The organism is Sporomusa sphaeroides DSM 2875 (assembly GCF_001941975.2).
Lineage (GTDB): Bacteria > Bacillota > Negativicutes > Sporomusales > Sporomusaceae > Sporomusa > Sporomusa sphaeroides.
Genome location: NZ_CP146991.1, coordinates 2,843,574 through 2,866,158, shown reverse-complemented (window position 1 = coordinate 2,866,158; position 22,585 = coordinate 2,843,574). Strand labels below are relative to the sequence as shown.

Genomic DNA, 22,585 nt, shown 5'->3' with positions numbered 1-22,585 from the left:
GAATATTCCGAAGTACTGAAAGGAGGTGGTTCTGTGCCGCGCGTTGCAAAAAAGACGAGGCGTAATTATCAACTGGCAAAACAGAATTTGGATCAAATATTTGCTAATCTGCCTGATCCGATATTTGTTACTGACCGGTATGGTAATGTGTTGTTGTCCAATTCAACGACTGCCTTGACGCTGGATATGTCACTGGATCAACTGTTAAAGTCCAATGTGCGCGATCTGGTTGATAAGGAGTACTATAATAAATCGTACGCAGTAGAGGCTGCTGCCCAAAAATGCGTGGTAAAGGGCGAACTGACAACTAAACTCGGCATTAAACAGCTGTCCACCAGTACGCCGATTATGGATGAGGAAGGAAACGTTATTCTGGTATTGACTACAGGCAGGCCGGCAGAGTCTACGGAGAAAAACACGGGGGTGGAGGAACGGGAGTGCAGCAATCGGCGTAAACGGGAAATGGAATACCTGCGAAGCTATGTGCTGGATAAAGAAACAATTGTAGCTGAGAGCAAAGTTATGAAGCAGCTCTTGCTGAAGGTGCATGCCGTTGCCCAGACAGACAGCACGGTGGTGTTAAACGGCGAGTCGGGAACAGGTAAGGAAATTTTGGCAAAATATCTGCACCGTCACAGTAAACGTTCCGGCGAAGCCTTCATTGCCGTAAACTGCGCCACACTGCCTGATCATCTGGTGGAATCGGAATTATTTGGCTATGAAAGAGGAGCTTTCACCGGTGCAAGCACGGAGGGGAAAATCGGCTTATTTGAAGCCGCTCACCGGGGTACGCTATTTTTAGACGAAATTGCTGAATTGCCGCTGCCGCTCCAGTCCAAACTTCTCCGGGTACTGGAAACCCGCGAAGTAAGACGGTTAGGCAGCCATATTGACCGGAAGCTGGATTTCCGGTTAATTGTTGCTACTCACAAGGATTTGCACAAAATGACCCAGGAAGGAAGCTTTCGTACCGATTTATTTTATCGGCTGAATGTCATACCTGTGCAGATACCGCCGCTCAGGGAGCGGCCGGAAGATATGATCGCACTGGCTTTAAAGTTTTTTGATTACTTCAAGAAGAAATACGATTTGGATGTCCAGCTGGACCCGGATACCATTCAATCCCTGTATAAACACAACTGGCCGGGCAATGTCCGTGAACTGAGAAATGTTATTGAACGTCTGGTGATTAACAGTTTGCAAAATTATTCCGCGGAGTTTCTGGAACTTGAGCAGCGTATGGCGGGCTTTAAGCAGGAAAATGGTTATTTGCAGGCAGCCGGACTTAACGGGACCTTAAAGGAAGTTATGAAGTCTTTGGAAAAGCAGTATATTTACCAGGTGTTGAACCAATGTGGCGGCAGAATCGGTGAGACGGCTGAAAAACTGGGGATTTACCGTACTGTTTTATACCGGAAGCTCAGAGCGTTTGAGCAGGATGATGAAAAAAACAAATAGCGCAGCATAGTCGTGTAATACGATTACGCAATAGCGGCTGAATGGTATGGTCTTACTGTACCTTCAGTTTTTTTTTTGCAAAAGCGGATGGTGCTGTAACAATCCGCTTTTGATGTACCTGTTTAGGTACATCAATTTTTTGAATTTTGGTAAATGTCGCAATATTGGTACCTAACCTAACACAAGCAGTAAATGGCAGGCCTTACTATGCCTGAATGTACTGAGGTTTACGGTTTTTTTTGCAGTTGGCATTAATTTTGCAATATATTGTAGCGCAATCAGTTTTTAGAATAGAAAGGAGTACATCTTATGTCAAAAATTATAACAGCCGAGCAGGCAGCCAGCTTGATTCAAGATGGCGCCACCGTAGCGGCAACCGGGTTTGGGCTTGCCGCCTGGGCAGAAGAGATTGCACAGGCAATCGAAAAAAGATTTGTGGAAACCGGTCATCCCAGGAATATAACCCTGACACATGCGTCAGCTATTGGTGACTGGAAAGAACGCGGGACAACCCGCCTGGGCAAGGAAGGTCTTGTCAAGCGATGGATTGGCGCCCATATTGGTTCATCGGCCGGTATGTCCAAATTACTGGCAGAAAATAAAATAGAAGCCTATTGTTTGCCACAAGGGGTTATCGTCCAGTTATTCCGCGAAATTGCCGCCAAACGCCCGGGGCTGATTACCAAAGTAGGGATGGGAACCTTTGTCGACCCGCGGGTTGACGGCGCGAAAATGAATACCGCCACTACCGAAGATATTGTAAAAGTGGTCGAGTTTGAAGGGGAGGAATGGCTTTTCTATAAAACCTTCCCCATTAATGTGGCTCTCATCCGGGGAACAACGGTAGATGAACACGGCAACCTTACCATGGAAAATGAGGGCGTGCTGATGGAAGCCCTGCCGCTGGCCCAGGCTGCGAAAAACTCCGGTGGCATTGTTATTGTTCAGGCTGAATATCTGGCGAAAGCCGGCTCGCTTCATCCTAAGCAGGTAAGAGTTCCGGGAATTCTCGTGGATCATATTGTGATCGCAACCAAACAGGAATGCTGCTGGCAAACAGAAGGCTTGTATTTTAATCCTGCCTTTTCCGGTGATATTAAAGTGCCGCTTAACAGTATCCCCGAATTGGCGCTTGACGAACGCAAAATCATAGCCCGCCGCGCCGCTATGGAATTGGCCCCCAATACCATTGTCAACTTAGGGGTGGGCATTCCCAGTGATGTGGCTGCCATTGCCGCCGAGGAAAATGCCACAGAGCTGCTGACCCTGACCACCGAGGCCGGCGGCATTGGCGGTGTACCGGCAAGTCTTCCCCATTTTGGCCAGGCCTATAACGCGCAGGCCATTGTCGAGCATCATTCGCAATTTGACTATTATGACGGCGGCGGGATTGATGTAGCCTTCCTGGGGCTTGCCCAGACAGACAAAGAAGGAAACGTGAATGTCAGCAAATTTAAAGGCCGGCCGATGGGCTGCGGCGGCTTTATCAATATTACGCAAAGCTCTAAGAAAGTGGTGTATTGCGGCTCCTTTACCGCCGGGGGGCTTGAGGTTGCGGGGCAGGACGGCAAGCTGGTCATCATTAAAGAAGGAAAAAATAAAAAGTTCATTGAGCGTGTCGAGCAGATTACTTTCAGCGGTAAATATGCCGCCCGGGTAAACCAACCGGTGGTCTATGTAACCGAGCGTGCCGTATTTGTCCTGGAAAACGGCCAGGTAACACTTACTGAGATTGCCCCCGGCATTGATTTGGAACAAGACGTATTAGCGCTTATGGACTTTAAACCGGTTATTTCTCCTAACCTGACAACCATGCCGAGCGAAATTTTCCAGGCCAAATGGGGCCAGCTCAAGCAGATTATTGAAGCCAACACGAAAGGTTGATGATTATGGTTGATATGTCGCTTACCCCTGAACAACAAAGAATACAACAATTAGCCCGGGAATTTACGGCACAGCACATCCTGCCGGTAGACCGGGAGTGGGATGAAAAAGGTGAATTTCATGAATTCATCCTGGAAGAAGTGAAAAAAGCCGGACTGAACTGCATGGCCGTCCCCCAGGAATACGGCGGTCCCGGCTATGACGCCGTTACGCAGTCCTTGGTAGCCGAAGAATGGGGCTATGGCTGCGCGGCCTTTGCCACAACGCTTGGCGGCAACGGCCTGAGCTCTTACCCCCTGGCGATAGCCGGTACAGATGAACAAAAGCGGCTGTATTACGGCCGGCTGGTAAACGGCGGTATGGGCGGTTTTGCCCTTACCGAGCCGGGGGCGGGCTCTGATGCCGGGGCTTGCGCCACGATTGCCAAACTTGATGGAGACGAATGGATTATTAATGGGACGAAGTGCTTTGCCACTACCTGCGGTTATGCCGATATCATGGTGATCTTCGCTTCCACCGACCCCAGCAAAGGGGTTAAAGGCTTAAGCGCCTTTATTGTTGAGAAAGAGCGCGAAGGCGTCGTTGTTGGTGCGGTGGAGCACAAAATGGGAATTCGCAGCTCAAATACGGTGGAATTGCTGTTAAAGAATGTAAGGGTGCCAAAGTCCCACCTGCTGGGAAAAGAAGGCGAAGGCATGAAGCTGGCCATGAAAACACTGGATATGGCGCGTCCTATCGTGGCTTCGCTTGCTGTCGGCGTTGGCCGGCGGGCACTTGATGAAGCCGTTAAATACGCCAAAGAGTATCTTGACATTAATGGCAAGCCTATTGGCCAGCATCAGGCAGTGGCTTTTAAACTGGCCGATATGGCTACACGGGTGGAAGCCGCGAGACAACTGGTACGCAACGCGCTGCGGCTGAAAGATGCCGGCGTGCCGTATACCAAAGAAGCCGCCATGGCCAAAACCTTTGCCACCGATGCCGCCATGCGGGTGACCGCCGATGCGGTGGAACTTATGGGACAGTACGGCTATTCCAGGGATTCTGTCGTGGAAAAGCTCATGCGGGATGCCAAGGTTACGCAAATATATGAAGGCACCAATCAGGTTCAACGGATTGTAATATCCGGCATTTTGCTTAATTCTTAGATTGAGCGGCATAAGGAAAAGGAGGGTAACGCATGGGTTATCTATTAACGGAAGAACAACAGCTTATTCAGCAGAATGCCCGGGAATTTGCCCAGGAGTATATAGCGCCGGCAGCTGCTGAAATTGATCATACAGGCGCACATCCGGCCGATATTGTAGCGAAAATGGTGGAACAGGATTTTCTCGGCATTTTTATGCCGGCAGAATTTGGCGGTGCTGAGGCCGGCTATCTCAGTTACTCACTAATTATTGAGGAAATTTCCCGGGTCAGCGGAGCAGTGGCTGCCATTCTTGTCAATCATGCCTCGCTGGCGGCCTACAGTATTAGCCGCTGGGGTTCCGGCGAGCAAAAGAGAACCTATCTGGCGGCGCTTTGTCAGGGAGAAAAACTGGGTGCCTTTGCGCTGGCGGAGCCGGGTGCGGCTCCCGGTGCCGGCCAGCAAAAAGTGGTGGCACACAAAGACGGCGATGACTATGTGTTACATGGCCGCAAATGCTATGTCGCCAATGGCGGTGCCGCCGGAGTCTATATTGTAGTTGCCCAGACCAAGCCGGAGGCCGGTGCACAGGGAATGAGCGCGTTTATTGTGGACAGCGGCACAGCAGGGTTGTCGGTAGTGCGGACAATTGGCAAAATGGGCTTGCGCGGCTGCCAGTCGGCCGAACTGGAGTTTAACAATGTAAAAATACCAGCCGCCAATCTTTTAGGTGCGGAAGGCACCGGGCTGGCCATTGCCGCAGAAGCACAGGCGGCGGCAGCAATCGCCGAGGGGGCCATGATGGTGGGTATTGCCCAGGCGGCTATGGAAGATGCCGTGAAATACGGCAAGCAGAGAATTCAGTTCCGGCGTCCTATTGCCAGCTTCCCGGCAATTCAGACCATGCTGGCTGACATGGCTGCCAACATTCATCTGCTGCGCCTGGCTGTCTATGATGCTGCCAGTCTGCTGGAAAAAGGCGAACCGTTTGCCAATGAGGCGGCCATCATCAGGCTGTTTGCCGCCAGGGCCGGGCAAAGCGCGCTTATTGATGTTATTCAGGTGGAAGGCGGTTATGGTTACAGCCAGGAAATGCCGGCCTCCCGCCTGTATCGCGATGTCAAAGGCGTGGTTATTAAAGACAGTTCACTGGATTTCCCGGAAAAAATCATTGCCGGCAACCTGCTGGCCTGATATTGGCAAGTCGACTATGAATTGGAAGGAGAGGCTCTCTCCTGTATCAAGAAAGGGGTAAACCATGCAAAAGCTTCTTGTCTGCTACAAGTGGGTATTGGACGAACAAGATATAAAAATAGCGGGAGATCTGTCTCTCGACACCGGCAGGGCCAAATACAAAATCAGCGACTATGACAAAAATGCAATTGAAGAGGGTGTACTGTTAGCGGAAAAGCATGGTGCCGGCGTTGAAGCCCTTACCTTTGGGACTGAGGCGGCCAGACAATCACTGAAAGACGCTTTATCCAGAGGTCTTGACAAGGTGTATTGGATTGGCGATGAAGCGGGCAAACAGGCGGACGCCTTTGTAACGGCCAATATATTGGCCGCCGCTGTCAATAAAATCGGGTCCTTTGACCTGATTCTGTGCGGCGAAGGCAGTTCTGACTCCTATAGTCAGCAGACAGCCCCACGGCTGGCTGGTTTACTCGGGGTTCCGGCCATAACCTATGTTCAACAGCTTACTGTTGTTGACGGACGCATTGTGGCAATCCGTAAGCTGGGTGATTGCACCGAAGAAATAACTGTAACCGGCCCGGCCGTAATCAGCGTCCTGCCGGAAATTAACAAGCCGCGTATACCCGGTTTGAAGCAGGTTATGGCTGCCGCCAAAAAGCCTTCCGAGGAAATAAAAGTGACCGACCTGGGACTTGCCGCCGAAAAATTGACGCCTAAAGTGCGCTCTACCAGTCTCAAGGGCTACAGCATGGATCGGAAAAAGGTCATTTTTAAAGAAGCCAATCCAGCCGATAATGTCGCCAAATTAGTTGCCAGTCTTGCCCAAGAGGGACTGTGCTAAAGGAAAGGGGTAGTTTTGAACATGCCAGGAATTTGGATTTATTCTGAAGACAGCGCAGTTGTCAGGCAGCTTTTGACGGCAGGCCTGGAATTAAAACAAGTCATGCAGCAGCCTGTTAATGTAATTACACTTAACCCTGAGGCTGCGCCAGGTTTCGCTAATGCCGGCGCCGACAGGGTATATGTGCTTGCAGGCACCAATCCTTGGCCGGAAAGCTATGCTGCGGCTATCACCGGTATTTTGGAGCAAGAGCAGGCAAGTGTATTTTTGGCCGGGGCGACCATGCGCGGCAAAGATTTGGCCGCACAGGTTGCGGCAGGTCTCAATACCGGTCTGGTTACCGATGCGTTGAGCCTTCAATATCTTGACGGTGCAATTGAGACCACACGTTTGCTGTATGGCGGTTTAGCCGTGTGCACGGAAACGGCTGCCTTACCGGCCCTTGTGACCATTCCCCCCCGGACTTTCGCTGAAGCTGCGGCTCAGGCCGGACAAGGGGAAATACGTACCATTGAAGTCGAGAATACAGATGACAGAGTGACGGTCAGCAATGTCTGCCCGATCCTTCGCCAGGGCGCCGATATTGCCGCCGCCGGCCGGGTGGTGTGCGTGGGCCGCGGCTTGGCCAGACAGGAAGATCTGACAATGGCAGAGCAGCTTGCGGCTGCCGCCGGCGCCGAAATTGGCTGCACCCGCGGTATCGCGGAAGATTATCACTGGCTGCCCAGTGATCGCTATATCGGCATTTCCGGCCAGAAAATCAAGCCGGAGCTGTATATCGGGATGGGTATTTCCGGCCAGGTGCAGCATGTTGTCGGTATCAGGGACGCTAAAATTATTGTCGCCATTGATACTAATGAAAAAGCTCCGATTTTTGAAGCAGCCGATTACGGCATAGTAGGGGACATGTACGAAGTCGTTCCCTTGTTAACCGCCGCTTTGCAGAAAAAATAGAAACAGGGTTACAGTAGGGGGGATATTATGTCAGACGATGAAAAATTTGATGCCATAATTATCGGTGCCGGCCCGGCCGGCACCGCCTGCGCCTACGTTCTGGCGAAAAACGGAAAAAGTGTTTTGCTGGTAGAACGGGGCGTAAGCGCAGGCAGTAAAAATGTTACCGGCGGACGCTTATACACCTATGCACTGGAACTGGTTGAACCCGGCCTGTACAGGCACGCGCCGCTGGAAAGAATTGTGGTACGCGAGCAAATTATGATGCTGGGAGAAAATAGCGCAACAACTATTGATTATGTGAATTATGATTTCGGGCAAAATGTTCCCCAATCTTATTCTGTGCTGCGGGCGCCTTTCGACGAGTGGTTTGCCGCGCAGGCCGAAGCCCGGGGAGCCATGCTGGCGCCGGGAGTTCTTGTTGATGAGCTGATTGAAGCTGACGGTAAAATTGTCGGGATAAAGGCCGGTGAGGATGAAATTTATGCGACGGTAGTCGTTGCCGCCGACGGAGTAAATTCCTTTATCGCACAAAAGGCCGGACTGCGCCGGGATATTGACGCCCATACCGTCGGTGTTGGCGTCAAAGAGGTCATTGAATTGCCGGCAAACGTCATTGAAGACCGCTTCCAGGTAACCGGCGGCGAAGGTGCGGCCCGGGTGCTCATCGGCTGTTCGGACAATGTCCTCGGAGGCGGCTTTCTTTACACCAACAAAGAGAGCATTTCGCTGGGGCTTGTGCTGAATCCGGCCGACCTGGCCGGTCAGGGCAAACAAATTCACGAGATTATGCAGGAACTGAAAATGCATCCGGCTATTTATCCGCTGATTAAAGATGGTACAACCGTCGAATATAGTGCGCACCTTGTACCGGAGATCGGCTATCATGCCATGCCAGAAAAATTATACCGGGACGGTTTGCTGCTGGTTGGTGATGCCGCCGGCATGGTTGTCAATACCGGCACCATCATCCGCGGTATTGATTTGGCCATTGTGAGCGGTGTGGCGGCGGCGCAGGCAATCCTTAAAAATGAAAACAGCAGCAATGTCGGGCCGGCCTACCGTAAAGAACTGGAAACCTTGGAACTGCTGGCAACCATGAAGCTTTATGCGAAATTTCATGAACTTATGAGCAACCGGCGGATGGTATCCACCTATCCGGCCATGGCAAATGACATGCTGCAGGTTTTGTTTGCGGTAGACGGCAAGCTGCCTGAACGGATGGACAAGGCTATGCTGAAAGTATTGAAAAAGCATGTTACCTTCGGCCAATTGCTTGCCGACGGTTGGAAGGGGTTTAAAGCGGTATGACAGTAAAAAAACTTTCGCCGGAGGAGCTTCTTGGCATTAATAAGTTCGTCGTTGATGAAGAAGAACCTCACATTGTTCTTGATAAGTCTATTTGCGCAGGCTGTAAAGAAAAACCCTGTCTGGTTGTTTGTCCGGCGGTGTTATATACCCTGAAAGACGGTGAAGTCAACTTTGACTATGCCGGCTGCCTGGAATGCGGCACCTGCCGGATTGTCTGTAAAAATAAAGGGATAATCAAGTGGACTTATCCGCGCGGAACGATGGGAGTCTCTTTTCGCTACGGTTAAGGTTAAACAAAAGTGGAGAACACTTTTGTTTTGGAGATGATCTTATGAAAAATTTAGAAGCAGTAATTACTGCCGCAAAATTTTATCGAGATACTAGTGTGCTTGATTGTGATATTGTGGTCTGTGATTCGGAAGGACGATTTCTTCATCATGAACATCCAATAACTTTCTCAACTGCAAATATCAAAATCGGCAATATTGCTTCAGGCGGACCAATAAAGGAATGTATATCTACTAAGAAAGTCGTTAAAGGTATGATTCCCGAACATGTTTATGGAATAAAGCTATCTTCGATTATTTATCCGATTTTTGAGGATAATGGGGAATTTGCAGGAATCCTTGGTATAGCTACTAGTTACAAAACGCAAGCCATATTACAACAAGCTACTCGGTCTATTGCAACGACTTCCCAGGAAATAAATATGGCTTTGGCTGAACTGTCCAATTCAGCCAACCAATTGTCTGATTGTCTTCTTAATGTAAGGCAAGGCGGAGAGAATGTCCTGTCATGGGTTAATAAAACTAACAATATTTTAAAGTTTATTAGTGAAGTGGCGGACAATTCTAATTTGCTAGGACTTAATGCCGCAATTGAAGCTGCTAGGGCAGGCGAGCAAGGCCGTGGATTTTCTGTTGTTGCCAAAGAAATTCGGCAAATGGCTGTAAATAGTGCGCAATCGGTAAACGAAATTAAAACTATTTTGCAAAATATTCATAATGAGGCGAAATCAGTAGTTGATACAATGATGAATACTGCAGAATTAGGTGAAAGACAAGCGGCTTCTACAGAAGAAATATTTGCGTCGATGCAGCAATTAACAGCTTCATTAAACGAGATTGATCAAATTTCAAAAACATTGTAACGGTTCAGCAATAAGTAGCAATTATTTTGTAATACGGGAGAAGAGTTGTCTGCGTTAGCTAATGAGACTGCTTTTCTTTAAAGAAACATATTTTTCTGAAATGTCAGAGAAAGCGATTGACAAACATTCTGACATCGTATAGCATATACATATAGATGTATATACATAAAATGCATTTTAAATTGCCGGGATGGAATTTGTTCATCGTCTGCCCTTCATTGGCCAATAAGAGAGTTGCGCGCTGAAAAATTTTATTATGGGAGGTTTAATCATGGAGAATGAGCAAAAGTTTTATGGTTGGAAACTGGTTGGTGCCTTGTGGTTCCTGTATCTGCTGAATATGGGATTTCCACTGTATGGGGGGGCTGTAATTAACTCCTATATGATGAAGGAAATAGCAATGGACCGCACTACTTTTGGGTTGGGTTTTTCGCTCTTGAATTTATTTGTTGGTCTGTCTGCCATACTTGTCGGAATGACAATTACCAAATGGGGAGTTCGCAAGACATTTATAATTGGTTCAGGTTTACTTGTTATAGGGGCTTTCTGGTTATCTCAGGTTGCCACTCAACCTTGGCATTATTTAGTGGGTTTTGGCGTTCTGGTAGGCAGCGGTATTGGGTTTAGTACAATTGTCGCTCTGTCGACAACGATTACCCGCTGGTTTGTTAAATTCCGGGGAAGAGCAATGGCCATGGCTATGACCGCGTCCGGATTTGCCGGTTTTATCGGTGCCCCGGCTATGAACAAATTAATAGCATCAAGCGGGGGTGACTGGCGGTTAGCCTGGATGGTGGTAGCAGGAATTGCCGTTGTTAGTGCAATTGTCGCGTGGCTCTTTGTAAAAGAACGCCCGCAAGATCTTGGGCAAATTCCTGATGGAAAAGTTGCGGAGGAAACTTCAACCGCAGTAACTGCAAACAGTGCATTAGTTACAAAACATGTTTGGGAGCCGGCCGATGTATACAAATCAGTTACATACTGGATGACCGTGTTGGCCGCGGCGGCCAGTCAATGGCCATTTTTCTTCTTTACCGCTCACTGGATTATGCATTTAAAAGGCAAAGGAATTTTACCGGCAGATGCCGCATTTGCTATGGGCATGTTTACCATGGGCGGGATTTTTGGACGGTTGATCAGTGGTTGGTTAATGGACAAAATTGCTGCTCGTTATGTCTTTATGCTAGGTATGTGTTGTTATCTTGTTGGGTCATATCTCGCTGTGCAGGCTGGACCTGGTGCGATGCTGTCAGCTTATATAGCAGCTGTATTGTATGGTGCCGGTTTTGGCTGGACCTTTGTAGCCCAAAACACGATGCTGGGCAACTTCTTCGGTCCTGCCGCTTTTCCGAAAATTAATGGTTCGCTACAGGCAATCACCGCAGTCATTGTTTCTTGCGCCGGCGTAGTTGGCGGGAAACTATTTGATATGTTCCATAGTTATACTCCGGCTTTCCAGCTTAATTCAGCTATCGTTTTTCTAGGTGTAATTATAGTAATTTTTGCATCCATGCCTAAGCCGCCTACCAGTTCGCAATGTTCTAAAAGTGTATAAGTAGCTGTACTTTACACGTAAGGATAAATGAGGGAATGGCTTTTAGTAATTAAATGAAAAATGGGGGAGATTTTCATGAAGAAAACAAAATCATTGAAAAAATGGGCAGCTATCGTACCATTGGCACTTATGTCGATTACTATGGCTGGAATTCCGGTACTCGATAGCCCTGTTCATGCTGCTGTAGCGACATCTTTCAGCGATGTTCCGGCTGGCCATTGGGCTTATGGTGCAGTAGATGATTTAGTTAAGGCCGGTATTGTTGACGGATATGGCGATAATACCTTTAAGGGCGACAAAACCATAAGCCGCTATGAATTTGCCATCATTATTGCCAAAGCGATGGATAAATTTGAAACAGCGGATGAAAAGAATAAACAGCTTATTGATAAGCTTTCCGCCGAATTTGCCGGTGAACTCAACCGTTTGGGTGCCAGGGTGGCAAGAGTGGAAACCAAGACCAATACCTGGATCGGCGGCGAAACCCGCTTCCGGGTGGTGGGCAATGATCCTAGCATAGGCAACAAGCTGTCCGGTTCGGATACGTTTGAATTTAGGCAGCGGATTAAATTCTGGGGCAATGTCAATGATAATATGACTTTCTTTGGGCGTATCGCCACTACCGGCGGCAATAAATTCGGCAATGCCGAGTATGCTTCCGGCTCGGAAATCGCGCTTGATCAAATGACAGTGACCGCCAAGGATACGCTTGGGTTTGATTCCATCCGCGTCGGCCGCAGCGCGTTGGATTTTATCACCACCGGCCTGATTGGTAAGCCGATGAATGTGGACGGCATTTTGCTGACCAACAGCTGGGATAAGCTCAGCTTTAAAGGATGGACCGGCAATATTAAAACCAACAAATGGGATGCGGCTAATGCCAGATATGGCGATAATGACTCCTACCAGTTCACCACCGGCCAGTTAGGCTATAAACTTTCTAAAAACTTTACGCTCTATGGCGGCTACTACTGGGCGGATGTTCCGGGAAGCAGCGACCCGAGTGGCAAAGGCTTACTTAATACCAATCGCGGTTCTTTTGACAGTTCCCAAGGCTGGACAAGCTCTGTAGTTTATAAAATGGGCAAATACACGCTGCTGGGCGACTATGTGGGCAGCAAACTGGACAGAGCGGTCGATTTACCTGATAATCCCAAAGGCTGGGCTGTCCAGTTTAGCAACAGTCAGGCGCCACCGGCCATGTATCAGGCAGTCGGTCTGGTCAATCCGGCCAAAAAAGGCACAGATGCCTGGATGGTATCTTACCGCAGTGTGGATGCGGGCGCTCTGCCGTCCGGTGCGGGCGGTTTTGACACTACCTCGGTAGCTAACCCCGGCCAGCCTTACAACGTGTTTACTCACAGCACCGACAATGTTAATGCCTGGTTCCTGGCCTATCAAAAGGTTGTCGCCAAAAACGTGGTATTGTCTCTCGAATATCAGGATTACAAAATTAAGGATAGAGGCTTAACCTCCCTGACCAAGGACAGACTGGATAAAACCTACATGACGAAACTCGAATTCTTCTATTAAAATGCAATAAAGCCTGGCAAAGTGCAGCCGGGCCGGTTTAAGGGCCCCGACTTGTTCGGGGTCGTCTTCTGCCCCTATCACTAACGCTCAAAGGAGGTTTTAGAAATTTTGAAGAGCTTTACCGTTTCTGAGGTAATTGATTCTTTGGGGGTCAACAAGTTTACCTGGTCCGTATTTTTCTTTCTCGGCATGGCAATGGTCTTCGATGGTTATGATTACATGGTCGTATCCTACACTATGCCGCAAATATCTGCTGAATGGGGTTTAGACAAGATACAAACCGGTAGTCTGTCTTCCTGGAGTCTCTTCGGGTTGATCATTGGTGGAGCGCTGGCTGGTATCATCTCTGACAAAATTGGTAGAAGGAAAACTTTGATATACTCAATCGCCGCATATTCACTTTTGACCATTCCGATCTACTTTGTCCAGAGCTTTGAGTGGTTTGCGTTTTTCCGTGTGTTGACTGGAGTGGGATTAGGCGCTTGTATCCCTGTTGTTACTACAATATTTTCTGAAACTACACCGACCAATCGTCGGGCTTTGTTTATTACATTTGGTATGGCGTGGATGATTGTTGGTTGGGTGCTGGGCGGGCTTATACCCACCCTGCTTGTTCCCCTGTACGGATGGAGAATATGTTATCTGATAGGAGGGCTACCTTTTTTATATGCCATTTTCCTGCATTTCAGGATGCATGAAACTGCTCACTGGCTGGCCAATAATGGACAGAAGCTAGAAGCTGTAAGAGTTCTCCAGCATATTGAAAAAACTGCCGCAGGAAGAGTTACTGAGTGGGATCCTAATGCCTTAATAGTTCCGCCAAAGTCCAAGATTGTCGGCCCTAAAGCCCTTTTTTCCAAAGATTATAGAGTGGCAACTGCCGGTGTCTGGATCACCTATTTCTGCGGTTGCTTCATCGTTTATGGCATCAATGCTTGGCTGCCTTCTCTAATGCTGGAGAAAGGTTTAAAGCTATCGTCTGCCTATGGGTTGGCAATCGCCAATAATGCTGCGGCAGTAATCGCTAATTGTTCGACTGGCTTTGTCGCTGAAATAGTTGGTCGCAGAAAAAATCTCATTTTTAGCTATTTTATTGGTGGTGCTGCTATTCTTATTATGACCTTCGTTCCCAGTAATTTTGCTGCCATCCTGGCAGCCAATATTTTTATGGGTTTTGCTATTAACTATGCGATTACCGCTGTTCAACCTCTGATGGCAGAGAGTTACCCGACCGAATTTAGGAATACAGGGGTATCCTGGTGTCAGGCATTTGGTCGGCTTGGGGGGGCTTTGGCGCCTATTGTTGCCGGAATAATAATGACAATGAACCTAGGACCTCAGATGTCGTTTCTATTTTACATTATTCCGGCAGTTATTGGTGGGTTAGCAGCCTATGTTTTTGTTAAAAGAGAGACTAAGGGGAAATCCCTTGATCAACTAGCTCAGGAACACGTTAGTATTATACTATAAGAATAACAGGGCATATGAGCAAGGATTATCCGTTAGTTTTTTGCAAGGTACAACTTGCTATTTAGTTAGAGTGGGACAAGGGACCTGTCCCCTTGTCCCAAACGCAAAGGGGAAAATGTATGGAAACTGTTTATGATGAATTAGTGCAGGCGGCCTTAGCGGCTAAAGCCGATTATGCTGCCATTGCAGAAGTGTCAGCCATCAAATTTGTCGAGGAATTCCGGCAAGCCTGTGAGCAAAATGTATGCAGGAAATACAATACCAACTGGGTTTGCCCGCCGGCTGTCGGAGCTTTTGCCGAATTAAAAGCCCGGGCTTGCCGGTATGCACACGGACTGTTGTTTCAGACCGTGCATCAAATGAAAAGTTCATTTGACTGGCAAGGCATGATGGCGGCTAAGAAAATGCATGACAAGGTGTTCAGAGACATCCTGGCCGCTGTGAGAAACAAGCACAACCTCCGGGACATTCTGCCTTTGAATGCCGGCGCCTGTGAATTTTGCGCCAAATGCTCCTATTTGGACAACGAGCCCTGCCGGTTTCCGGAAGAAGCCTTTGCCTCGGTGGAAGCCTACGGAATTGATGTTATTCAATTGGAAAAGGCCTGCGGGATTCCGTACTATAATGGAAAAAACACTGTCTCATACGTTGGTCTTATCTTGTTTAATCCGATATGAAATCAAATAAAGATTTTTTCTACAGCAGGGTGTTAGTAATGTTTTGCCGCTGGCGTTTAACCGGCGCTCTTACTAACACTCTGCTGTAATCTTTATTGGCTTAGAATACTGGATAGTAAGTGCTTGTATGGTATGATTTGTTCCGCTTTTGCGGCAAATATGATTTATTTGAAATATAAGAAAATAGTGTTGACAAAATAGCAGAAGAGAGTTACTATACATATAGATGTATATACAACATACCGAATTGGAGGAACAGTTCATATGTTAATTATCGGAGAACTTATTAACACCAGCCGTAAAGCCATTCGTGAAGCTGTTGAAACAAGGAATGCCGCATATATACAAGAGGTTGCCAGACAGCAAGAGGCTGCAGGCGCCAATTATCTGGATGTAAACTGCGGTACCATGGTTGGGCAGGAAATTGAATGCATGGAGTGGCTGGTAAATACCATTCAGGAAGTTACCGACATGCCGCTTTGTATTGACAGCCCTGACGAAAATGCGCTGCGGGCCGGGTTGCTGCTGGCGAAAACGGCTAACGGCAAACGCATGATCAATTCCACAACAGCGGAAGAAAAGCGTTATCAGGCGGTGATTCCGCTGGTAAAAGAATTCAATGCCAAGATAGTGGCTCTTTGTATTGAGGATGCCGGTATGCCGGAAACGGCCGAAGACCGTTTGCGGATTGCCAGCAAGCTGGTCGACGATATGGCAAAAGAAGGAATTGCGCAGGATGATATCTATCTGGATCCCCTGATTAAACCATTAAGTACCAATGATAAATATGGAAAATCGGTATTGGATGCCATTTACGCCATCAAGAAAAAATACCCTGCCGTACATCTCACCTGTGGCCTGAGTAATATTTCCTATGGCCTGCCTAACCGGGCGGTTCTCAACCGGCTATTTGTGGTACAAACCATGACGGTAGGGATGGACGGCTATATCCTGAACCCGACCGATAAAGCCATGATGGGTGTGGTATATGCCTCCCGGGCGCTGCTTGGCAATGACAGATACTGCAGCAAATATTTGAAAGCCCATAGAAAGGGTCTGTACGAATAATTGCAGTCCGGTGAACTTACTTGCATGAACTTTGTGGGAAAAATTAAGAATATGGGGGAATGTAAAATGGCAAAAGTTGATTTGGTAAAAGCGGTAACCGAGCTGGAAGAAGATTTGGTAATTGAGGCAGTGAAGGCGCAGCTTGCCGACGGTGTGCCGGCGGTTGAAATCCTCGGCCAGCTGCAGGAAGGCATGGAAGGAGTCGGCAAGCTTTATGAAGCCAATGAGTATTACCTGTCCGAATTGATTATGTCTGCCGAAGTATTCTCCAATGCGGCGGCGCTTTTGGGTTCGGCCCTTGCGGAAGGCGGCGATCAAAAGGCAATTGGTACCGTCATCCTGGGAACAGTAAAAGATGATATACATGACATCGGTAAAAATATTGTATCAACAATTCTTAGCTGCAATGGATTCAAAGTAGTGGATATCGGTGTAGATGCTCCGATCGAGACCTTTGTTGAGGCGGTAAAAACCCATAAACCTGATGTAGTCGGCATGTTCTGCCTGCTGACAACTGCATTTGATGTGATGAAAGAAACTGTGGCGGCGGTAAAAGCCACCGGCACAAGTGCCACTGTTTTGGTTGGCGGCGGTCCTGTTGATCCCAATGTTGCCAAATGGTGTGCGGCCGACGGATATTGTAAAAATGCCTATGATGCTGTGGAAATGTCGAAACAGGCTTCCGGCGCTAACTAATACTGCAGTATCCTTAGGCATGTGCGGGTTTTACTAACTAAACTGATATAAGGGGGGATCACTGCTATGAAATATGAAGCACAAGCCGGCAAGCCCAAGGCTGCCGCCGGCAAAGCTGAATCAGGAAATACCGGTAATGCGGGCAGCGCCGATAAGCAGAAGATCCTGCCTGACGGTCAGAATGGGCAGGAAACGTGCGGCGCTGAAGAGGTACGCCAGATTATTGACAGGATGTTAACCATTGCGCAGGAAATTGGCTGGCTGAGTGAACGCAAAGTCCCGGTGGAAAATGATAACATGGAGACGGCAGCGCCGGTTACATCCCGACAGTGAAAATGTTTCTTTAGCAGGAATCCGGGTTGTATGGCAATCCGGATTCCTGCTAAGTGCAGTTACAAAGAATTTTTCTCAGTGGAATTTCCATAAATATAAATATGGTATACTTATTTTAATCGTGCAGGCTGCTTGCAATGCAAGCAATCAGGGGAGGGATATGATGCGTATTTTGCTTTTTGGCGGTTTCCTGGGCTCTGGCAAAACAACTACCATACTGCAAATTGCCAAATATATTACGGTAAACAAGCAGGAAACGGTGGCAATTATTGAAAATGAAATTGGCGAAGCGGGGATTGATGATCAGCTTTTGAATGATAGCGGCTTGCAAGTAAAACCGCTGTTTGGCGGGTGCGTATGCTGCCAGATAACCAGTGATCTCGTAACTGCCGTCAGAGAGATAAAAGAAACCATCCGCCCCGACTGGCTGATCATTGAGATGACCGGTTTAGCCATTCCGGGTAATATTGCCAAACTGATTCATGAATATTGCAACTTTTATACCGGTTTCAAAACAATAACCATTGCTGATATGGGACGCTGGCTGGAACTGAAGGAAATGATCGGGCCGCTGGTTACCGGGCAGGTGGAGAAAGCCGATCTTGTGCTTGTTAACAAAGCTGATCTTGCCGGTGCCGATGAGCGGGAAGTTATGGAGGACATCAGGGAAATTGCCGGTGGTGCGCCGGTTATGATTACCAGTGCGGCCGACAGGCTGGCGCCGGCGGTAATCGAGGAGGTCATTCGTTTTGAATAAGCTGGATGATGCGGTGGTGTTCAGTAAAAAGTACAATATTGTCTTTGCCAGGCTGGTTGCCAGGCCGGTTATTGAAAAGCTTGCCAATTGCCTGATTCAGGATATCGGCAGGCCTTTAGCCCACAAAGGGGTTATTATGGGGCATATTAAAGTACTGGCAAAGCTGACAGAGGAAGAATTTTTATTTTTGTCACTGACAAGAATGGACCGGGTGGATAGCAAAACTTCTTCCCGCTGGCCTGCTGGGGCAGATGATTCACGGGATGGTATTGATTTGGATATCAATGTCTTGGTTTTTGGGCATGATGACAAGACGATTGAAACAGTGGTGGAAGATTCACTGGCTGTTTTCCGCAAGAATGCGATTGGATACGGGCTTGCCAACTAAAAGCTGTTCCGATGCCTGCCTTAGACAGGCACGCTACATACATTTCACCAGAAAGAAGAACAATCATATAACAGTTCTTCTTTTTTGGTTTCTATTATACCGACCGAAAGAAGGCTGATCCAATGAACACAGATAAGAGGTATAAGCTGTTGGTGGAAGGCAGCGACCGGGTTCTGGCCTGCAGCCGGAACCAGACTGTTTTGCAGTCACTCATCGCCGGCGGCGTATTTGTAGAAGCTAACTGTGGTGGCAGAGGCACGTGCGGGAAGTGCAAACTGCAAGTGACCGGCGGTCAGGTGGCCGGTAAAGACAGGTCGCCTGTCGAGCCTGACGGCGAGAATAGCTACCTGGCCTGCCGGATTTATCCGCAAACTGACATCACTATCTGCCTGAAGCAGGCCGGGGCCAGTCAAAAAGGACAGACTGCCGAAATCGTTGTGGAAGAGGGCAGCCCGCTGATTAGTAAGGTGGTGCTCACTCCCGTATATCCTACGGTAGAACAGCATTATTCCTTGCAGGACATGCTTGCGCAGGCGTTGGCTGACCGGACAGGCGGCTCCGGTGATGCGTTCTTTGCAACCCCGGACCTGCTGCGCAGGTTAGACCAGGTGGCGGCAGAGAAGCCTGCGTGCATTACTCTTACTTTGCTTGACAGGCAGGTTATCACCATTGAAGCCGGTGATACAGCCGGCCGGCTCTATGGCGTGGCCTTTGACATCGGCACCACCACGGTTGTAGGTATGCTGGTGGATGTTAGTGCCCGCAAGGTGGTTGCCGTGTCTTCAAGAAATAACCCCCAAGCCTCAATGGGTGCGGATGTTATTTCCCGGATTCAGGCCACACACGAGCTGGAAGGCGGGCTGGAGCGCCTGTCCCAGCTTATCCGGCATTGCCTGAATCAGATTGTTGCCGATTTATGCGCGGCGGCTAACATCGTGTCACAGGATATTTACGCGGTAACCATTGCCGGGAATGCCACCATGGCGCATTTGGTATTGGAGATTTCACCGTCAACCTTGGTACGCAAGCCTTATGCGGCGCTGTTCAAATATATAGCGCCGCTCAGCCCGCAGGAGATAGAACTGGCGATAAATCCCCAGGGAAAAATTATCGTATTGCCCGGTATTGCCAGCTTTATCGGCTCCGATACAACGGCTGCCATTGTGGCTGTTGACCAGGATAGAGCGGCAGCTCCCCTGCTGCTGGTGGATTTGGGCACCAACGGCGAGATGGTTATCGGGGACGGCAGGAGCCTGTACGCCTGCTCCACTGCTGCCGGTCCGGCTTTTGAAGGTGCTCATATCCGGGACGGCATGCGGGCGGCAGAGGGAGCGATTACCGATGTGGTCATTAACCGGGATGAGGTTGTAATCCGAGCCATTGGCCATGCCAGGCCTGCCGGAATCTGCGGCTCAGGGATTGTCAAGGCCGTTGCCGAACTGGTAAAGCACAGGATAATAAATGCCGGCGGGCGGTTTGACAAAGCGGTGATGGAAACCTTACCGGCACAGCTGCGGCAGCGCCTGAAAAATCAGGATGGACAATGGGAGTTCGTGCTGGTTAACGGGGAAGACAGCGCTACCGGTACCGACATTTCGATTACTCAGGCTGATGTACGCCAGATTCAGCTGGTGAAATCATCTATATGCACAGGTATTCAATTTTTATTCGATAGGGTGGACGCGGACCGTGAACTAAAGGTATACTTGGCAGGCGCTTTTGGCAACTATATTGATATTGACAGTGCCTTGACAATTGGCCTGCTGCCGGGAATCAGGCAAGAACAGGTTTTCTCTGCCGGGAATGCTGCCGGGACAGGTGCTGTGCAAGCCTTGTTATCACGGGAAAGAAAAGAGCGCTGTATTGCGACTGCTGCCAAAACCGGCTATGTAGAACTGGCAGCGCAGCCAGGATTTCAGCAACGCTTTTTGGAAAATCTGAATTTCCCGCAAAGATAACCGGTTAGTGTCCATATTTACTGTAATCGAACAAATTAGCTGCTGAAAAAATGCACCTGGGCGGGCAGGTGCATTTTTTTTACTCCAACAGCTCACCATTGCCAAAGCCTGGTGCAAGCCGTGTTTTCTTTATGACGGTGTGATCAAATCAGTTGACAGAATTACCCGGCGTCATATACGCTACTATAGTAGGAATGTAAAAGCAATCACCATGACGAAAGTAGGAGGCTATGATGTTGAAACTACTGCAAATGACTGGACAAGTTATGTTGTTATGGATTATTTACTGGCTTGGCAATCAAATTACCGTCATTACCGGTTTGCCTATCCCCGGTACCGTATTTGGGATGGTGCTGTTATTTCTGCTGCTTTTGTGTGGAATTATTAAACTTAGTTATATTCAGGAGGCTGCTGATTTTTTACTTAAACATATGTTGTTTTTCTTTATACCGATAGCTGTTGGCTTAATGGACTGGGGAGCTATGTTTTACAAACATGCCGCAGTGTTGACGCTGGCCATAGTGGCCGGGGCGGTCTTGCCCTTTTTTACCGTAGGGATTATTACCCAGCTTGTATATAAGGAGGACAAGAAATGCAAGTAATGCTGTCTGCCGGATTTATTATTCTTACCGTTGGCATTTATTTGATTTGCCGCTATTTGTATTTTCGCTATAACCATCCGTTAATTAATATTGTGCTGTTGAGCGCTGCGGTGATTATCGCCATCCTGGTTGTGGGCAAACAGGATTATGCGGCATACACTCCGGCCAAAGATGTGATGACTTTTCTGCTGGGGCCGGCTACTGTTGCACTGGCGGTGCCGCTGTACCGGAACCGGCATCTGTTAAAGCAATATGGTATTGCCATATTCACTGGTGTTGGTCTGGGAACACTGGTGTCGATGGCATCAGTGCTGTTTATCACGCAAATCGGCGGTTTATCAAGGGAAATTATCGTTTCGATTATCCCCAAATCCTCAACCGTTCCTTTTGCGGTTGAAGTGGCGGCACTGGCAGGGGGAAATCCGGCGCTGGCGGTCGCTTTTGTGGTAGCTACCGGGACATTTGGCTCAGTTATTGGGCTAAGTCTGCTTAGCCGGTTCAAAATTTACAATCCTGTCGCCAGGGGGCTGGCTATGGGGACGGTGTCACATGGCCAGGGAACGGCCATGGCGCTCTTAGAGGGGGAGCAGCAAGGTGCCATGGCGGGAGTGGCCATGGCTTTGGCCGGCATCTTTACATCAGTGTTGGCACCAGTGCTTATCGCTTTGTTTGTAGGATAACAATTCTCTCTGCTGCTGCTTGGCTCCTTACTTTCCCATGGTCTCACATAACTCCAGGAATGCCTGGATGGCGGGCGACAGCCACTTATCCCGGTGATAGATTAATTGTGTTTTGACATCAAGTGGCGGGCCGAGCCAGTTAAGTTCGATAAGTTTTTTACGCAGCAGTTCGTCATGTACGGCGATTTTTGGCAATATGGCAATCCCCAGGCCGCAGGCAGTGCATTCCTTGATAGCGCCGACACTGGAAAGCTCCATGATGGCGCCGGGTTTAACCTGCTGATGTTCTAATGCGGCGAGCACAACCGGGCGGTAGCCGCAGCCTTCGGTAGTAAGAATGAGGCACTCTGCGGCTAAATCCACTGGTTCCAGCTTCTGTTGCTGTGCAAGCGGGTGGAGCGGGCTGATTACGACAGTCATTGCTTCCTCATAAAGGGTTCTCACGATCATATCCGGCTGCTGAATATTACCGGCCAGAGCTAAAGCAATGTCAACACTATTGGTCCGCAATAATTGAAAAAGCTGATAACAACTCTCGGTTTGAACTCTGATTTCAATCCGGGGGTATTTTTTTCGGTATTCCAGTAATATTTTGGGCAGGCGGTTTACACAAAGTGTTTCGGCTGCTCCGATGGTGAGCACTCCCTGAAATATATCAGGGGTTAGTTCGCTCTTGGCCTTTTCACATTGCTCCAGTATGTTTTCTGCGCTTTGGTGAAAATGTTTGCCTTCGCTGGTCAGACGGAGGCCTTTGCCAAACCGTTCGAATAGTTTTACCTGTAATTCTTCCTCCAACTGGCGAACTTGGCTGGTAATGTTTGACTGGGTATACCCTAGTTTCATGGCTGCCTTGGTAAAATTGAGGGTTTGCGCGGCAGTAACAAATATTTGCAGCTGTCTTAATTCCATAGCCATTCCTCTCAGGTATTAATAAAAGTAATTAATACCAT

Annotated in this window: 22 protein-coding genes; 21 read left to right on the top strand and 1 reads right to left on the bottom strand. The window is 48.5% G+C overall.

Annotated features, from left to right (window positions below; all coding sequences use genetic code 11):
• Positions 1-33 precede the first annotated feature (33 nt).
• From SPSPH_RS13500 to SPSPH_RS13400, 21 genes are all read left to right on the top strand, one after another.
• The gene (locus tag SPSPH_RS13500; RefSeq protein ID WP_233139092.1) at positions 34-1,458 is read left to right on the top strand and encodes a sigma-54 interaction domain-containing protein; all 1,425 of its coding nucleotides are present in this window, start codon (positions 34-36) and stop codon (positions 1,456-1,458) included.
• A gap of 309 nt (positions 1,459-1,767) precedes the next feature.
• Positions 1,768-3,342, top strand: coding sequence for an acyl CoA:acetate/3-ketoacid CoA transferase (locus tag SPSPH_RS13495; RefSeq protein ID WP_075756670.1), 1,575 nt, complete (start codon positions 1,768-1,770; stop codon positions 3,340-3,342).
• Positions 3,343-3,347: 5 nt separating this feature from the next.
• Entirely contained in the window at positions 3,348-4,490 is a 1,143-nt protein-coding gene (locus tag SPSPH_RS13490; protein ID WP_075756907.1) for an acyl-CoA dehydrogenase family protein, read from the top strand.
• Positions 4,491-4,522: 32 nt separating this feature from the next.
• Positions 4,523-5,662: an acyl-CoA dehydrogenase family protein gene (locus SPSPH_RS13485; RefSeq protein WP_075756671.1), complete on the top strand. Its 1,140-nt coding sequence runs from the start codon at positions 4,523-4,525 to the stop codon at positions 5,660-5,662.
• Between the two features lie 64 nt (positions 5,663-5,726).
• Positions 5,727-6,503, top strand: coding sequence for an electron transfer flavoprotein subunit beta/FixA family protein (locus SPSPH_RS13480; protein ID WP_075756672.1), 777 nt, complete (start codon positions 5,727-5,729; stop codon positions 6,501-6,503).
• 21 nt (positions 6,504-6,524) lie between these two features.
• Positions 6,525-7,457 carry an electron transfer flavoprotein subunit alpha/FixB family protein gene (locus SPSPH_RS13475; protein ID WP_075756673.1) on the top strand — a complete coding sequence of 311 codons (933 nt, stop codon included), beginning with the start codon at positions 6,525-6,527 and terminating at the stop codon, positions 7,455-7,457.
• Positions 7,458-7,484: 27 nt separating this feature from the next.
• On the top strand, positions 7,485-8,768 hold the full coding sequence (locus SPSPH_RS13470; protein WP_075756674.1) for an FAD-dependent oxidoreductase: 1,284 nt from the start codon (positions 7,485-7,487) through the stop codon (positions 8,766-8,768).
• Positions 8,765-9,055, top strand: a complete 291-nt coding sequence (locus SPSPH_RS13465; RefSeq protein ID WP_075756675.1) for a ferredoxin family protein — start codon at positions 8,765-8,767, stop codon at positions 9,053-9,055. Before SPSPH_RS13470 ends, SPSPH_RS13465 begins: the two co-directional genes overlap by 4 nt.
• Positions 9,056-9,099: 44 nt before the next feature.
• Positions 9,100-9,918: a methyl-accepting chemotaxis protein gene (locus SPSPH_RS13460; RefSeq protein WP_075756676.1), complete on the top strand. Its 819-nt coding sequence runs from the start codon at positions 9,100-9,102 to the stop codon at positions 9,916-9,918.
• A gap of 271 nt (positions 9,919-10,189) precedes the next feature.
• Complete coding sequence (locus SPSPH_RS13455) at positions 10,190-11,473, top strand: MFS transporter (protein WP_075756677.1); 1,284 nt, start codon at positions 10,190-10,192, stop codon at positions 11,471-11,473.
• Positions 11,474-11,548: 75 nt separating this feature from the next.
• Positions 11,549-13,006 carry an S-layer homology domain-containing protein gene (locus SPSPH_RS13450; protein ID WP_075756678.1) on the top strand — a complete coding sequence of 486 codons (1,458 nt, stop codon included), beginning with the start codon at positions 11,549-11,551 and terminating at the stop codon, positions 13,004-13,006.
• 108 nt (positions 13,007-13,114) lie between these two features.
• Positions 13,115-14,476, top strand: coding sequence for an MFS transporter (locus SPSPH_RS13445; RefSeq protein ID WP_075756679.1), 1,362 nt, complete (start codon positions 13,115-13,117; stop codon positions 14,474-14,476).
• A gap of 119 nt (positions 14,477-14,595) precedes the next feature.
• A complete protein-coding gene (locus SPSPH_RS13440; protein ID WP_075756680.1) occupies positions 14,596-15,153 on the top strand; it encodes a DUF2284 domain-containing protein in 558 nt (185 codons plus the stop codon).
• Positions 15,154-15,417: 264 nt separating this feature from the next.
• Positions 15,418-16,221: a methyltetrahydrofolate cobalamin methyltransferase gene (locus tag SPSPH_RS13435; RefSeq protein ID WP_075756681.1), complete on the top strand. Its 804-nt coding sequence runs from the start codon at positions 15,418-15,420 to the stop codon at positions 16,219-16,221.
• Positions 16,222-16,287: 66 nt separating this feature from the next.
• Complete coding sequence (locus SPSPH_RS13430; RefSeq protein ID WP_075756682.1) at positions 16,288-16,917, top strand: cobalamin B12-binding domain-containing protein; 630 nt, start codon at positions 16,288-16,290, stop codon at positions 16,915-16,917.
• A 66-nt stretch (positions 16,918-16,983) separates the two neighbouring features.
• Positions 16,984-17,250, top strand: a complete 267-nt coding sequence (locus SPSPH_RS13425; RefSeq protein WP_075756683.1) for a hypothetical protein — start codon at positions 16,984-16,986, stop codon at positions 17,248-17,250.
• Between the two features lie 160 nt (positions 17,251-17,410).
• The gene (locus SPSPH_RS13420; protein WP_158027095.1) at positions 17,411-18,007 is read left to right on the top strand and encodes a GTP-binding protein; all 597 of its coding nucleotides are present in this window, start codon (positions 17,411-17,413) and stop codon (positions 18,005-18,007) included.
• Positions 18,000-18,395 carry a hypothetical protein gene (locus SPSPH_RS13415; RefSeq protein WP_075756685.1) on the top strand — a complete coding sequence of 132 codons (396 nt, stop codon included), beginning with the start codon at positions 18,000-18,002 and terminating at the stop codon, positions 18,393-18,395. The genes SPSPH_RS13420 and SPSPH_RS13415 overlap by 8 nt, the downstream gene beginning before the upstream one ends.
• Before the next feature lie 122 nt (positions 18,396-18,517).
• Complete coding sequence (locus SPSPH_RS13410) at positions 18,518-20,353, top strand: ASKHA domain-containing protein (protein WP_075756686.1); 1,836 nt, start codon at positions 18,518-18,520, stop codon at positions 20,351-20,353.
• A 230-nt stretch (positions 20,354-20,583) separates the two neighbouring features.
• Positions 20,584-20,955, top strand: coding sequence for a CidA/LrgA family protein (locus SPSPH_RS13405; protein ID WP_198930942.1), 372 nt, complete (start codon positions 20,584-20,586; stop codon positions 20,953-20,955).
• A complete protein-coding gene (locus SPSPH_RS13400; RefSeq protein WP_075756688.1) occupies positions 20,946-21,635 on the top strand; it encodes an LrgB family protein in 690 nt (229 codons plus the stop codon). Before SPSPH_RS13405 ends, SPSPH_RS13400 begins: the two co-directional genes overlap by 10 nt.
• 27 nt (positions 21,636-21,662) lie before the next feature.
• Here the strand turns inward: SPSPH_RS13400 and SPSPH_RS13395 are convergent, their stop codons facing one another.
• A complete protein-coding gene (locus SPSPH_RS13395; protein ID WP_075756689.1) occupies positions 21,663-22,544 on the bottom strand; it encodes a LysR family transcriptional regulator in 882 nt (293 codons plus the stop codon).
• Between the last annotated feature and the right edge of the window lie 41 nt (positions 22,545-22,585).

Bases quoted from the DNA above. Each gene is read 5' to 3' on its own strand.
- SPSPH_RS13495 (WP_075756670.1), top strand. From the start codon at position 1,768: ATGTCAAAAATTATAACAGCCGAGCAGGCAGCCAGCTTGATTCAAGAT.
- SPSPH_RS13490 (WP_075756907.1), top strand. From the start codon at position 3,348: ATGGTTGATATGTCGCTTACCCCTGAACAACAAAGAATACAACAATTA.
- SPSPH_RS13485 (WP_075756671.1), top strand. From the start codon at position 4,523: ATGGGTTATCTATTAACGGAAGAACAACAGCTTATTCAGCAGAATGCC.
- SPSPH_RS13480 (WP_075756672.1), top strand. From the start codon at position 5,727: ATGCAAAAGCTTCTTGTCTGCTACAAGTGGGTATTGGACGAACAAGAT.
- SPSPH_RS13475 (WP_075756673.1), top strand. From the start codon at position 6,525: ATGCCAGGAATTTGGATTTATTCTGAAGACAGCGCAGTTGTCAGGCAG.
- SPSPH_RS13470 (WP_075756674.1), top strand. From the start codon at position 7,485: ATGTCAGACGATGAAAAATTTGATGCCATAATTATCGGTGCCGGCCCG.
- SPSPH_RS13465 (WP_075756675.1), top strand. From the start codon at position 8,765: ATGACAGTAAAAAAACTTTCGCCGGAGGAGCTTCTTGGCATTAATAAG.
- SPSPH_RS13460 (WP_075756676.1), top strand. From the start codon at position 9,100: ATGAAAAATTTAGAAGCAGTAATTACTGCCGCAAAATTTTATCGAGAT.
- SPSPH_RS13455 (WP_075756677.1), top strand. From the start codon at position 10,190: ATGGAGAATGAGCAAAAGTTTTATGGTTGGAAACTGGTTGGTGCCTTG.
- SPSPH_RS13450 (WP_075756678.1), top strand. From the start codon at position 11,549: ATGAAGAAAACAAAATCATTGAAAAAATGGGCAGCTATCGTACCATTG.
- SPSPH_RS13440 (WP_075756680.1), top strand. From the start codon at position 14,596: ATGGAAACTGTTTATGATGAATTAGTGCAGGCGGCCTTAGCGGCTAAA.
- SPSPH_RS13435 (WP_075756681.1), top strand. From the start codon at position 15,418: ATGTTAATTATCGGAGAACTTATTAACACCAGCCGTAAAGCCATTCGT.
- SPSPH_RS13430 (WP_075756682.1), top strand. From the start codon at position 16,288: ATGGCAAAAGTTGATTTGGTAAAAGCGGTAACCGAGCTGGAAGAAGAT.
- SPSPH_RS13425 (WP_075756683.1), top strand. From the start codon at position 16,984: ATGAAATATGAAGCACAAGCCGGCAAGCCCAAGGCTGCCGCCGGCAAA.
- SPSPH_RS13420 (WP_158027095.1), top strand. From the start codon at position 17,411: ATGATGCGTATTTTGCTTTTTGGCGGTTTCCTGGGCTCTGGCAAAACA.
- SPSPH_RS13410 (WP_075756686.1), top strand. From the start codon at position 18,518: ATGAACACAGATAAGAGGTATAAGCTGTTGGTGGAAGGCAGCGACCGG.
- SPSPH_RS13405 (WP_198930942.1), top strand. From the start codon at position 20,584: ATGATGTTGAAACTACTGCAAATGACTGGACAAGTTATGTTGTTATGG.
- SPSPH_RS13400 (WP_075756688.1), top strand. From the start codon at position 20,946: ATGCAAGTAATGCTGTCTGCCGGATTTATTATTCTTACCGTTGGCATT.
- SPSPH_RS13395 (WP_075756689.1), bottom strand. From the start codon at position 22,544: ATGGAATTAAGACAGCTGCAAATATTTGTTACTGCCGCGCAAACCCTC.